The 13,315-nt window shown below is 73.7% G+C and carries 8 protein-coding genes and 1 pseudogene; all 9 read right to left on the bottom strand.

The window, feature by feature from the left end:
* Positions 1-2,335: pseudogene (locus ACFV88_RS15390) on the bottom strand (DUF11 domain-containing protein); the annotation flags it as partial.
* A 235-nt stretch (positions 2,336-2,570) separates the two neighbouring features.
* Complete coding sequence (locus tag ACFV88_RS15385; RefSeq protein ID WP_385490789.1) at positions 2,571-4,190, bottom strand: SWIM zinc finger family protein; 1,620 nt, start codon at positions 4,188-4,190, stop codon at positions 2,571-2,573.
* Positions 4,187-7,189 carry a DEAD/DEAH box helicase gene (locus ACFV88_RS15380; protein WP_385490786.1) on the bottom strand — a complete coding sequence of 1,001 codons (3,003 nt, stop codon included), beginning with the start codon at positions 7,187-7,189 and terminating at the stop codon, positions 4,187-4,189. Before ACFV88_RS15380 ends, ACFV88_RS15385 begins: the two co-directional genes overlap by 4 nt.
* Positions 7,190-7,312: 123 nt before the next feature.
* A complete protein-coding gene (locus tag ACFV88_RS15375) occupies positions 7,313-7,888 on the bottom strand; it encodes a sugar kinase (protein WP_385490783.1) in 576 nt (191 codons plus the stop codon).
* 2 nt (positions 7,889-7,890) lie between these two features.
* Positions 7,891-9,033: an ROK family glucokinase gene (locus ACFV88_RS15370; RefSeq protein ID WP_385490781.1), complete on the bottom strand. Its 1,143-nt coding sequence runs from the start codon at positions 9,031-9,033 to the stop codon at positions 7,891-7,893.
* A gap of 132 nt (positions 9,034-9,165) precedes the next feature.
* A complete protein-coding gene (locus ACFV88_RS15365) occupies positions 9,166-10,050 on the bottom strand; it encodes an ATP-binding cassette domain-containing protein (RefSeq protein WP_385490778.1) in 885 nt (294 codons plus the stop codon).
* A complete protein-coding gene (locus ACFV88_RS15360; protein WP_385490775.1) occupies positions 10,047-11,105 on the bottom strand; it encodes an ABC transporter permease in 1,059 nt (352 codons plus the stop codon). The genes ACFV88_RS15365 and ACFV88_RS15360 overlap by 4 nt, the downstream gene beginning before the upstream one ends.
* Positions 11,102-12,115, bottom strand: coding sequence for a sugar ABC transporter substrate-binding protein (locus ACFV88_RS15355; RefSeq protein WP_385490772.1), 1,014 nt, complete (start codon positions 12,113-12,115; stop codon positions 11,102-11,104). The genes ACFV88_RS15360 and ACFV88_RS15355 overlap by 4 nt, the downstream gene beginning before the upstream one ends.
* A gap of 363 nt (positions 12,116-12,478) precedes the next feature.
* On the bottom strand, positions 12,479-13,285 hold the full coding sequence (locus ACFV88_RS15350) for a GntR family transcriptional regulator (RefSeq protein ID WP_385490769.1): 807 nt from the start codon (positions 13,283-13,285) through the stop codon (positions 12,479-12,481).
* Positions 13,286-13,315: the final 30 nt, after the last annotated feature.

Genomic DNA, 13,315 nt, shown 5'->3' with positions numbered 1-13,315 from the left:
TGATCGAATACGTCAACTGACCACCCGGCGCAACAGAATCCGGACCGGTCTTCGCCACCGCGAGATCCACCTCAGGAGCGACCACGTCCGTCGTCGTCGTGCTGGTGTTGTTGTTCGGGTTCGGGTCGTCCTCCTTGCCGGTCACCCTGGCGGTGTTCGACACCGACGTGGCGCCCACGACAGCCGTCCCGGTCACCTCGATGGTGACGCTGTCACCATCGGCCAGGGCGTCACCCGTGCAGGTCAGCACCCCGTCGCCGATGCCGCAACCCGGAGTGTCCGTGGTCACGTTCGTCAATCCCGCCGGGATCGTGTCGGTCAGCGTCCAGCCGGTCGAATCCTGCGGGCCGTTGTTGGTGACCGTGATCGTGTAGGAGACCTGGCCTCCGGGTGCGATCGTGGCCGGGCCCGTCTTCACCACGGACAGGTCCACCTCGGGCGGAGCCACGAACGGGACCGTCACGGTGTTGCTGTCAGCGCTCACCGTGTCCCCGCCCTCGGCCGTGCCGGTGGCTACGGAGCTGTCCTGGACCTCGCCCGCCTGGACGTCGGCCGCCGTGGTGGTGTAGCTGGCGGTGCAACTGATCGTGGCTCCGGGCGCGATGTCCGTGGTCGGACAGGTGACCGGCGGATCGCCCGGGCCCACGTCCACCACGGTGACGCCGGACAGCGGGACCCGGCCGTTGTTGGTGACGGTGAAGGTGTAGTGGAGGGTCTGGCCCGCCGCGCTGAACTGGCTCTCCTCGGCGGCCTTGGTCACCGTCAGCGAACGCAGCGGAATGACGACCTGGTCGCTCGCGCCCGTCAGTTCCGTTCCGGACGGGTTGGTGCCGGTGATCGTCGCCGTGTTGGTGATCGTGCCGGTGTTGGCGTCGTCCTGGGTCGCGGTGTACGTGGCCGTGCAGTCGAACGAAGCGCCTGCCGCGAGGGTGGTCGAGGGACAGCTGACGGTCGGTGTTCCGGGTCCGTCGTCCGTGACCGCGATGTTGCTGAGCGTCTGGTCGGAGTTGTTCGTGACCGTGTAGGTGTAGTGGACCGTCTGACCGGGCGTGAACGTGGACTCGGTCGCCGCCTTGGTGATCGACGGGGCACCGGGCACGGTGACGGTCAGGGTCGCCGGGTCGGGCGGGTTGACCCCCGTCGGCGTCAGGTCGGAGGGCTGGTTGACGTAGGTGCCCGGGGTGTTGGAGGTGACGTCCACGGTGATGGTGCAGGACGCCGTCCCCGCGGCGAGGGAACCGTTGGTCAGGGCGATCGTGCTGCCGCCGGCGGTCGCGGCGACGGTGCCGGGACCACAGGTGGTGGCCGCGTTGGGCGTCGCGGCGACCGTCACCCCGGCCGGCAGGGTGTCGCTGAAGCCGAACCCGTCCTTCTCCGCCAGCTCGGTGGTGTTGGTCACCGTGAAGGTCGCCGTGGAGGTGCTGCCCTGGGTGATCGACGCGGGCACGAACGCCTTGTCGAGCTGCGGGGTCACGTCCAGGACCTTGATGGTGTCGTAGGCGTGGTCGTTGCCGAGGCCGCTGCCGTTCGCGTTGGTCATCTTGATGCCGAGGGACGCCCCGCTGAACAGGACCGACGCGTCGCTGGGGAAGGACCCGGCCTCGATGGGTCGCGGACCGACGTTGTACGTCTGGGCCCGCGGGTCCGTGCACGGGTTGATCGCCTGCGTCGACGCCGGGATGTCCGGTCCCGCCCCGGTCAGGAAGAACTGGAGTTGCGGGCCGGACACGTTGCAGTTGACCGCCGCCACGTCCACCGAGAAGGTGATGTACCGGCTGGTGGTCGGCAACGAGATCGGGTTGACGGTCTGGAACTCGACCCGGTTCGCCCCCGGGTTGGCACCGTCCGTGTACGCCGACACCGCGTGGTTCGAGGACGGGGTCGCCGCTCCGTTCACCCGGCCGAGGGTGTTGGCCATGAACTTGAGCTCCGCCATGGCGGTGCTGCTCTCGCTCTGGCACGCCGGCTGATTGGCCCCGGACTGGTTGAGGATGATGCCGTTGCAGTGCGCGGCGTCGATCCACTGGGAGGCCGCGGTGTACTTCGCGTTGACGGGCGGGGCGCCCGTGTAGGCGGGCAGCAGGATCGGGGTCTGTCCGGTGCCGTTCTCGAAGTCCTCCGAGTAGACGACGGTCGGCGGCTGCGGCAGCCCCGGCGAGCCGGGAACCGTCCGCGGAGCGACAGCGGGGGCCGCCTCCTCGTTCGAGGTGGCCGGACGTTCCGCCGAGGGGGCGGCGACGGCCACGCCGGCCTGCTGGCTGCCCAGGATCGCGGTGGTGGAGACGGCGGCGGCCAGCAGCCGCAGACGCCGTCTACCGGGACGGGATCTTCGCATTGCTTCGGACACTCCGTTCGGTCGGGAAGTTCCCCCCGGTCAGCGCAGTGAACCTCCCCCACCGGACCCGGTTCTCAGACGTGATGGGAGCCGGTGTCACCCTGTGGACCGACGCCTGACACCGGATGGCCCAGCGGGCGTGGTGCGGAAGCCGACGCGCGTGGCGGTGGGGACGTCCGCCCCGCCGGGGTCGGGCCGACGCGACCGGGACCGGATCGGGAACGGGGAGCCCGCGCTACGCGGTGCCGACCAGACCGGCGAGCGCGCCGACGGGGTCGGGCGCCGCGTTGCCGCGGGGCCACCAGTCGTCGTGGCCCGGCTCCGATTCGTAGGCGTACCAGAGGCCGCCCTGCCCCAGGCGGAGTTGGAGGTGACCGCGGGGGTGCGTGAGGTGGTTGCGGGCGGGCCGGAAGGCGGGCAGGCCGGCGGCGAGGAGGGCGGGGCGGGCCCGGTCGAAACGGCCGGCCGGCGGGTCCCAGGGCTCTTCGAGGACGGTGAGCGCCGCCGGGCCGCCCTGCCGCCAGGCGGCGACCGCGCGGCCGAGTTCCGCGGGGGTCCGGCCGGTCGCGGCGGCCAGCGAGGCGTACAGGGTGCGGGTCGTGGCGGTGAGGCCGGAGCCGGGGCGGGCGGCGGCGACCCGTACCGCGTCCTGCCACAGGGTCAGCCCGGCGACCGGGTCCCGGCCGGTGGTCAGCAGGGCGTGGGCACGGGCCGCCGCGTCCGTCGCCAGCTGGTCCAGTGCGAAGGGGTCGGGGCCGTCCGCGCTGGCCGGGTGGGCCGGCGGCTGTTCGGGGTGCGCGGGGACCGGCAGCGGCGGCGGCAGCGCGGGCAGGGTGCGCGGGGCGAACGCGGTACGGGCGCGGACGCCCGGGAAGGGGGCCGGACCGGTGTCGTCGCGGGCGCTGCGGGCGGCGCTGCGTCGGGACAGCTCGGACAGCAGGTCGTCCTCGGCCCGGCCGCGCAGGTGCAGGAGGACGAACGGGTCCGTGTCCAGGAGTCGGGCCGTCTCGTAGCAGAGGGCGGCGGCGTGCTTGCAGGGGCTGCCGGAGTCGGGGCAGCCGCACGAGGGGTCGAGGTCGCCGGGGCCGGGCAGCAGGTCGGCGCACTCGGCGAGGGAGTGCGGCATGTCCTTGTCGAGCAGCGCGGCGAGATGGCCGGGGTGCTCGGCCGCCGCGTCGAGGAAGGCGTCCCACTGCTCGTCGGTGAGGGTGCGCAGCCGGAGTTGGGTGCGGTAGGGCCGCGGACGGCTGCCGTGCACGTAGGCGAGGATGCGTCCCGGTGCGACGCTGACCGCGCCGACGCGGCCGGTGGCGGCGTACTCCCGGCCGCGTCGTAGGCGGCCCGTGTCGAGGCCGCCCTCCTCCAGTGCGCGGACCCAGGCGTTGCCCCACCAGGTGGCGGCGATCGGCATGTCCGACGGCGGGTCGACCGGAGCGGGGTCGGCGGGCGCCGGAGCGGAGAGGGCCGAGGGAGACGGGGCCGGTGCGGGCGGGGTCGGGGTGGTCTTCGGGGCCGGCTCCGGGGCGTCCCCGGGGCTGTCTTCGGGCGGGCCGCCGGCCGGGGGGTCCTCGCTGCGCTCGACGGCGCGGCGGGCCCGGGCCGTGCGCAGCGCCCGCCGGGCGACGTCACCCGGGCGGTCGGCGGCGTGGGGGGCCACCGGGGTGGGGGGTGCGGGTTCCGCGGTCGGTGCGGTGGGCGCGCCGGTCAGATCGGTCGGCGGCGCGGTGGGACGGGAACGGCGGGCCTCGTGGAGCGCCCGGCGGGCCGCCTCGGACGGGCGCGGGAGGTCGGCCGCGCGTTCGTGTTCGGGTTCGGTCGCCGGATCGGCGGCCCGGATCCTCGTCGTCTCGGTCATGCGGGCCTCCTGAGCGAGACCAGGTCGGTCAGCTCCCGGTCGGTCAGCTCGGTGAGTTGTGTCACGGGGGTCCCGCCGGAGCCCAGCACGGCATCGGCGAGGGCGCGCTTGGCCACCAGCAGGTCGGCGATGCGGTCCTCGACGGTGCCCTCCGCGATCAGGCGGTGCACCTGGACCGGCTGGGTCTGACCGATGCGGTAGGCGCGGTCCGTGGCCTGTTCCTCGACGGCCGGGTTCCACCAGCGGTCGAAGTGGACCACATGACCGGCCCGGGTGAGGTTCAGCCCGGTGCCGGCGGCCTTCAGGGACAGCACCAGGACCGGGGTCGCGCCCGCCTGGAAGCGGTCGACCAGGCGTTCCCGCTCGGGCACGGGTGTGCCGCCGTGCAGCAGTTCGACGGGCACCGCGCGGTCGGTGAGGTGGGCGCCGATGAGGCGGGCCATCGTCGCGTACTGGGTGAAGACCAGTGCGGAGCCCTCCTCCGCGAGGACGGTGTCCAGCAACTCGTCCAGCAGGGTCAGCTTGCCGGAGCGTCCGGCGAGGCGGGGGTGCGGGGTGCGCGCGGCGGGGGTGGGGAGCTGCTCCTTGAGGTACAGGGCCGGGTGGTCGCAGACCTGTTTCAGCGAGGTGAGCAGGCTCAGGACCAGCCCGCGCCGGGCGATGCCCTCCGAGGCCGTGATGGCCGCCAGGGACTCCCGGACGACGGCCTCGTACAGCGCGGCCTGTTCGCGGGTGAGCGGGACGGGGTGGTCCGTCTCGGTCTTCGGCGGGAGTTCGGGGACGATGCCGGGGTCGGACTTCCTGCGGCGCAGCAGGAAGGGGCGGACCAGTCGGGCGAGGCGTTCGACCGCCTCGGGGCCCCCGGGTTCGGCGACGGCGGGGGGAACGGCGGCGCCGTCGGGGGCGCGGGCGGTCCGTAGCGCGTGCATCGCGACCGTCGCGCTGGTGGCGTTCTCCACCGTGCGGGCGTGGCGGGCGCGGAAGGACTTCAGCGGGCCCAGCAGTCCGGGGGTCGTCCAGTCGAGGAGGGCCCAGAGCTCCGAGAGGTTGTTCTCGACGGGGGTGCCGGTGAGCGCGACGCGCGCGGGGGCGGGGATGGTGCGCAGGGCCTTGGCGGTGGCGGAGTACGGGTTCTTGACGTGCTGCGCCTCGTCGGCGACGACCATGCCCCAGGGGCGCGCGGCGAGTTGGGCGGCGGTGGAGCGCATGGTGCCGTACGTGGTGAGGACGAAGCCGCCGGTGAGGGTCTCGGGCTCGTCGAGGCTGCGGGCGCTGCCGTGGAAGCGGCGGACCGGCACGCCGGGGGCGAAGCGGGCGATCTCCCGCTGCCAGTTGCCGAGCAGGGAGGCCGGGCAGACCACCAGGGTGGGTTCGGGGCGGTCCCGCCGCAGGTGCAGGGCGATCAGGGTGACCGTCTTGCCGAGGCCCATGTCGTCGGCGAGGCAGCCGCCGAGGCCGAGGGAGGTCATGAGGTCCAGCCAGGCCAGGCCCTCGCGCTGGTAGTCGCGCAGCCGGGCGCGCAGACCGGGGGGCTGCTCGACGGGGGGCACTCCTTCGGCGAGCCGGTCGCGGAGCGCGGCGAGGGCGCCGACGGGCACGGCGGGCACCTCCTCGCCGTCCACCTCGGCGGTGCCGGTGAGGGCGACGGCGAGCGCGTCGACCGGGTCGAGGAGGCCCAGCTCGCGTTTGCGGGCCTTGCGGACGAGCGCCGGGTCGACGACGACCCACCGGTCACGCAGCCGGACCACCGGGCGGTGGGCCTCGGCGAGGGCGTCCATCTCGGCTTCGCTGAGCGGATCGCCGCCGAGGGCGAGCTGCCAGCGGAACTGGAGCAGCTGTGCGCTGTCGAAGAGGGGCGTGCCGTCCGTGGCCGAGCCGGGGGCGGGGCGGACGACGGCGCTGGCGGTGAGGTCCTGGGCGAGGTCGCGCGGCCAGTGCACGGCGACGCCGGCGGCGGCGAGGCGCTGGGCGGCCACGCCGAGGAGGTCCGTGAGCTCGTCCTCGGACAGGGCGAGGACGGCGGGGACCTCCTGGTCGCCGAGCCGGTCCAGCGGCGGCCAGATCCGGGCCGCACGGCGTACCGCGAGGGCCGCGTCGACCCGGGCCCGGGGGCCGAACGCCTCGTCGGCGCCGCCCGCCCACAGCGTCGCCGCGTCCACCACCAGGGTGGGGTCGGCGAGGCTGTGCACCTGCACGACCGCGGCGCCCGCACGGCGCCCGGCGGCCGTGTCGGAGGGGCCACCGCCGGAGCGGACGGGGCCTTCCGACCCGCCGGAGCCGTCACCGCCGTCGGCGCCGTCGTCCGAGTCGAAGACGGTGAACGGGGAGAGGTCGAGGCGCAGCGAGATGCGCACGCCCGCGTCGGCACCCGCGGCGACCTCGGCGGCCCAGTCCCGCGCACGGGGCAGGTGCTGGGGCTCCCGGGCGGCGTAGGGCGCGCCGACGGCGTGCGGGGCGGCGGGGGTGCGCGGGAGGGTGTCGGCCACGGCGTCGAGGAACGCCCGGAGCAGGTCTTCGGGTCGGGGCAGTTCCAGCGGGGTGCGGCCGGGCAGCGGGGTGGCGTAGCCCTCGGGGGGCAGGGCCGCGGCGATGGCCCGCAGATGGGCGAGGTCGTCGGCCTCCAGGGGGCCGGCCCGCCAGGCGTCGTGGGCGTCCGGGGTGAGTCCGGGCAGGAGCCGGCCGCGGGCGACCAGGCGCAGGGCGAGGAGCGCGGCGGCGCCCCAGCAGGCCGTGGCGGCGTGGGCGCCCGCCTCGCCCCGGGCGTGGACGAGCAGCGGCAGGGCGTCGGTGAGGGGGAGCAGCCGGGCGGGGACGGTGGCGCTGCGGACGCCGCGGCCGTGGGGGCGCACCACGGTCAGCTCACCGGGCTCGCCGGGCTGCTCGCCGGACGCCGGTTCCCCGGGGCTGAGGAGCTGCCCCGTCGGGTCCCAGAACGCCAGGCGGCCTTCGCGCGGTGGCTGGGCCGGCAGGAACACCGCGGCCAGTCGTGACATGCGCATCCTGGGGTCCACCTCCTCGCTCGTCGCACCGACCGGTCGTCTTCGACTGTACGGGCGGGGTGTGACAACCGGCCGGGGCCGACGCGGCGGCGGTCCGCCGGTGGCGGGTCACCGGTGGCCGGGTCAGGGGGTGGACGAGGCGACCACGTACACCATGGGGTGGTCGGGGTTGGCGCGGTTCACGACGATGTCGTGGGAGGGACGCGGGTCCTCCTGGTCGCGGTCCAGGCCCAGCCACGGGCCCTCCCCGGAGAAGTCCCAGCCGACGATGCCGCGGTCCCGGGCGCTGATCGGGAGTTCGTCCGCGTGCAGCGCGTCGACGCTGTACCCGAGCTCCGTCAGGAACCGGTCGAGGCCCTCGTTGCTGGTGAGGAACTGCACGTAGAGGCGGCTGGTCTTCCAGTTGTTGGTCTCGTAGTGGGCCACGTCCGCGGAGTAGGGCGGGACGGGCACCTCGTACAGGCGGCGCTGCACCTTCGAGGGCCAGCCCTCGGTGAGGCCGGTCGCCGCGTACTTGGCGGCCTTGTCGCGACCGCTGTCCCGGCTCTGGTCGGCGGAGATCACCAGGTACCCGGCGGGGACGCCGATGAGCAGCAGGATGGTCAGCAGCGTCAGGGCCCGGCGGCGCACCACCCAAGCGCCTCGTTCGCGGCGTGGTTCCCGGTCGGGTGGTGGGAGCTGGCGGGGCACGGTCGGCATGGTCAGGTTCCCTGGGCGGCGCGGCGGGCCTGCGCGTACCGCTCGTAGCGTTCCTGGCGTTCGACCCGGCGGCGGTTGGCGCGCCTGAAGCGCCGGGCGACCAGTCGGGCGAGGTCGGCGGCGCCGACCATGCCGGCCTCGGGGCCGAGCTGGGCGCGGGCGATGCGGGCCTCGGGCCGGTAGCCGCGGCCGGTGAGGTGGCGGCTGAACGCCTTGCGGGCGGGGCCGATGAGCAGGTCGTCGGCGGCGCTGACGCCGCCGCCGATGACGAAGCAGGACGGGTCGAGGGCGGCGGCGAGGTTGGCGATGCCGACGCCGAGCCACTGGCCGATGTCCTGGAGGAGTTCGACGCACATCGGGTCGCCCTCGCGGGCCAGCTCGGTGATCAGGGGCCCGGTGATGTCGAGGACGTTGCCCTGGACGCGGTCGATGATGGTGTGGGCGACCGGGGACTCGGCGGTGGCCAGTTCACGGGCCTCGCGCACCAGGGCGTTGCCGGAGCTGTACTGCTCCCAGCAACCCCGGTTGCCGCAGGCGCAGCGGTGGCCGCCGGGGACGACCTGCATATGGCCGAACTCGCCGGCCACGCCGTACTTGCCCCGCTTGACCTGGCCGTCCTCCAGGATGGCGCCGCCGATGCCGGTGCCGAGGGTGATCATGACGAGGTGGTCCTCGCCGCGGCCGGCGCCGAACCGCCACTCGGCCCAGGCGGCCGTGTTGGCGTCGTTGTCGACCATCACGGGGACCGCGAGGCGTTCGGAGATCCGGTCGCGCAGGGGCTCGTTGCGCCAGGAGAGGTGGGGGGCGAAGAGGACCCGGTTGCGGTCGGCGTCGACCCAGCCCGCGGCGCCGATGCCCACGGCGTGCACGTCGTGCCGGTCGGAGAGGTCGAGGACCAGTTCGACGATGGTGTCCTCGACGACCTTGGGGCTCTTGGACTTGTCGGGGGTCTCGGTGCGGACCTTCTCCAGGATGGTGCCGTCGGCGTCCACGACGCCCGCCATGACCTTCGTCCCGCCGATGTCGATGCCGACGGTCGGTACGCGGGGCGCGGTCAGCAGCGAGCGGCGCTCCCGGGTGCCGACGGTCCGCAGGACGGTGGCCCGCGCGGTGCCGCGGTGCGCGAGGTCGCGGTAAGTGCTCATCAGGCCGATTCTGCCTCACGGGCGCCCCGCGGTGCACACGTCGCCGGTGGGGCGGGTGGCGTCGGGGCGCGGTCGGGACGGTGGGCCGGGGCGCCCCCCACCCGGGGGTGGGGGGCGGCGGGGCGGCTGCCGTCAGTGGGTGGGGTGACCACCCAGGTGGGTGGGGGTGGGGGCGCGTTCCAGCTCGTGGCGGAGGTCGTCGAGCTCGCTGCCGCCGGCCATCTGTCGGGTGAGGGCGTCCAGGCTGATCGCGTCCCGGGTGTGGCTGCCGGCCATGGCGCCGCGCTTGAGCAGCACGAAGCGGTCACCGACGAGGTAGGCGTGGTGGGGGTTGTGGGTGATCAGGACCACGCCCAGTCCGGCGTCCCGGGCGGCGGCCACGTACTTGAGGACGACGCCGGACTGCTTGACGCCGAGGGCGGCGGTCGGTTCGTCGAGGACGAGGACCTTGGCCCCGAAGTACACGGCCCGGGCGATGGCCACGCACTGGCGTTCGCCTCCGGAGAGGGTGCCGATGGGCTGGTCGACGTCCCGCAGGTCGATGCCCATGCGCAACAGTTCGGCGTGGGCGGTCCGGCGCATCAGGTCGACGTCGAGCCGTCGGAAGGGGCCGGCGCCCCGGGTGGGCTCGGAGCCGAGGAAGAAGTTGCGCCAGACGGGCATCAGCGGGACGACCGCGAGGTCCTGGTAGACGGTGGCGATGCCCAGGTCCAGGGCCTGCCGCGGGGAGGAGAGGCGGCGTTCGGCGCCGGCGATCCGGAGGGTTCCCGCGTCGTGCTGGTGCAGCCCCGCGATGATCTTGATGAGGGTGGACTTGCCGGCCCCGTTGTCGCCCAGGACGCAGGTGATCTCACCGGCGTGCACCTCCAGGGTGACGCTTTCGAGGGCGCGCACGTTGCCGTAGTACTTGCTGACCTCGTCCAGCTGGACCAGCGGTGCGGCGCCGTCGTCCGGGCGGTCGGCCGGGCCGTCCGCCTCCGGGGTGGCGCCGTCGGCGCCGGGGGTCGTGTCCGTCATGTCGAGGCCTCCGCGCGCTTGCGGACCCAGGCGTTCAGCAGGGTCGCCAGGAGGAGCATCGCTCCCAGGAAGAACTTGAACCAGTCGGGGTTCCACTCGGCGAAGACGATGCCCTTGCTGGTCATGCCGAAGATGAGGGCGCCCACCGCCGAGCCGATCGCCGAGCCGTAGCCGCCGGTGATCAGGCAGCCGCCGATGACGGCCGCGATGATGTAGATGAGCTCGTTGCCGACGCCCTCGCCCGACTGGACGGAGTCGAACGAGAACAGCAGGTGCTGTCCGGCGATCCAGGCGCCGAAGGCGACGCCCATGTAGAGGCCGATCTTCGTCCGGGTGACCGGGACCCCCACCGCGCGGGCGGCGTCCTTGCCGCCGCCGACCGCGAAGATCCAGTTGCCCGCCCGGGTGCGCAGCAGGATCCAGGTGGCGACGGCGACGAGGGCGAACCACCACAGGATGGTGATCTTGAAGTTGACCCCGCCGACGGTGAGGGTCGAGGCGAACACGCTCCGGGCGGAGGCGAAGCCCTCCATGTCGGCGATGGACTTGGTGGAGACGGTGCCGCTGATCAGCTTGGTGAAGCCGAGGTTCAGTCCGGTCAGCATCAGGAAGGTGCCGAGCGTGATGATGAAGCTGGGCAGCCCGGTACGGGTCAACAGGACCCCGTTGAACACGCCGATCCCCAGGGTGACCAGCAGGGACACGCCGACGCCCACCCAGACGTTGGCGGTCATCTGGTAGCTGAACATCGAGGACACCAGTGCGGAGCTGGTGACCAGGACACCGGCCGACAGGTCGAACTCGCCGCCGATCATCAGCAGCGCCACGGGCACCGCCATGATGCCGATGACGGACGCCGCGTACAGGACGGTGCTGAGGCTGGTGGCGCGCAGGAAGCTGTCGGCGGCGACCGCGAAGAAGAGGAACACCGCGAGCGCGCCGACGACGGAACCCAGCTCGGGGCGGCCGAGCAGCCTGCGCAGCGGTGAGGTCCGCAGCAGGCGCTCGTCGGCTCCGGTGCCGCCCGGGGCGGGCGCCGGAGCGGTGGCGGTCATCGGGTCCCCCGCTTCGTGTACTCCTCCAGCTCGGCGGCCTGGTCCTTGGTGACGATCTGCGGGCCGGTGAGGACGGGACCGCCGCCGCCGAGCACGTCGGCGTTGTACTTGTACAGCCACAGCAGGTCGACGGCCTCGTACCCCTGGAGGTAGGGCTGCTGGTCGACGGCGAACCCCAGGGAACCGTCCTTGAGGCCCGCGGCCACCGAGCCGTTCAGGTCGAAGGTGTCGATCTCGGCCTTGCTGCCTGCGTCCTGCTTGGCCTTGACGGCGGTGGCGGCGAAGGGGGCGCCGAGGGTGACGACCGCGTCGAGGTCCCGGTCGGCCTGGAGCTTGGAGACGATCGACGCCTGGACGTCGGGCATGTTGGTGCCGTCGACGTAGAGGTTCTCCATCTTCCCGTCGAACGTCTTCGCGGCGCCGGCGCAGCGCTGTTCGTGGCCGACGTTGCCCTGTTCGTGCAGGACGCAGACGGCCGTCTCGTGGCCGCGTTCGTTCAGCTCGGTGCCGACCGCTTCGCCGGCCACGGTCTCGTCCTGGCCGACGTGGGTGAGGGCGCCGAACTCCTTGGACTCGGCGGAGCCGGAGTTGATCGTGATCACCGGGATGCCGGCCTTGCGGGCGCGTTCCACGGCGGCCTTCATGGCGGCGGGCTTGGCGAGGGTGACGATCAGCCCGTCGACCCTCTTGTCGACCGCCGCGTCGATCAGCTGGGCCTGCTGCTGGGCCTCGTCGTGGTGCGAGTACAGGAACTTGATGTTGTCCTTGGCCGCGGCTTCCTCGGCACCCTTCTGCACGATGTCCCAGAAGGTGTCGCCGTCGCCCGAGTGGGTCACCATCGCGAAGGTCCAGCGCGGGGTGGTGACGGCGGCCTTCCCCCGGGCGGCGGCGGCCTCGCGGGCGTCCTCGGCGCGCTTGCCGCCGGTGCTGGAGCACCCCGCGAGCGCTACGGCCAGCGTCACCACCAGCGCGGCTGTCGCCACCCGTACCCCTGTCCGTACCCTTGCCACGAACCCGTGCCCTTCTTGCCGTGCTCCCCGGTGCGCCGGTACCGGCGGACCGGACCCGGGGGTCGATTTTGCGACCCGGAACGCTCCAGTATCGGCCACGGAACCGGTGCGGGTGTGCATCGGGTGCCGTCCGCGGCCCGCTCGCCCGGCTCGGGCGCCTGCTCTGCGCATGCGGGGACCACCTCTCCTCCCGGCCGCGCGAATGCGGCTGGGGGAGTTCTAGCGGCGGGCCCGTGGGTCGTCAATGGATTTGTCAGAACATTCTGACGCGGCCGGGCCCGACCCCCGCCGGCCGACGAACGGGCCGCCCGGGCGTTGCGCCGGACGGGTGCGCGCGGGCGGCGCCCGGCGGGGAGCGGGGCCTCAGGGGCGGACGAGCAGGTGGAACTCGAACGAGTAGCGGGACGCGCGGTAGGTGTGCGCCCCGTGCTCCACGGGGCGCCCGGTGTCGTCGAAGGTGGTGCGGCACATGGTGAGCAGGGGCGCGCCCGCGGGCTCCGCCAACAGCGCCGCCTCCCCGGCGGTGGCGGCCCGGGCGCCCACCGACTGGCGGGCGCTGTGCAGGGTGATCCCGACGGCCCGCAGCATCCGGTACAGCCCGGTGGACTCCAACCGTGCGGTCTCCAGGGCGAGCAGCCCGGCCGGGAGGTGGTTGCACAGGTACGCCAGGGGCTCGCCGTGGGCCAGTCGGAGCCGTTCGACGCGGTGCACCTCGGCCCCCTCGGCGACCCCGAGCGCGACGGCGACCTCCGCGGACGCCGGGACGAGACCGTTGACGGTGACCCGGGTCGCGGGCCGCCCGCCGGCCGCCTCCAGGTCGTCGTACAGGCTGCTCAGCTCCAGCGGGCGCTTGACCTGGCTGTGGACCACCTGGGTGCCGACGCCCCGGCGGCGCACCAGGAGCCCCTTGTCGACCAGCGACTGGATGGCCTGGCGGACGGTGGGACGGGACAGACCGAGGCGTCCCGCGAGTTCTATCTCGTTGCCCAGCAGGCTGCCCGGGGTGAGCGTGCCGCGTTCGATCGCCGCTTCGAGTTGCTGGGCGAGCTGGAAGTACAGCGGGACCGGGCTGCTCCGGTCCACACCGAGGTGGAGCGTCACGGGCGGTTCGGCTGCGGGTCTGGACACGGTTGGGGAGCGTAGCCGTCCGGCCCAAGGACGGGAAGCCATGCGGTTCGATTGTCCGGACAAACCATTGAC

This window comes from Streptomyces sp. NPDC059816 (assembly GCF_042732055.1).
In the GTDB taxonomy this organism is placed as follows: domain Bacteria; phylum Actinomycetota; class Actinomycetes; order Streptomycetales; family Streptomycetaceae; genus Streptomyces.
The sequence above is the reverse complement of the archived record's forward strand: the minus strand, read 5'-3'. Positions and strand labels throughout refer to the sequence as shown.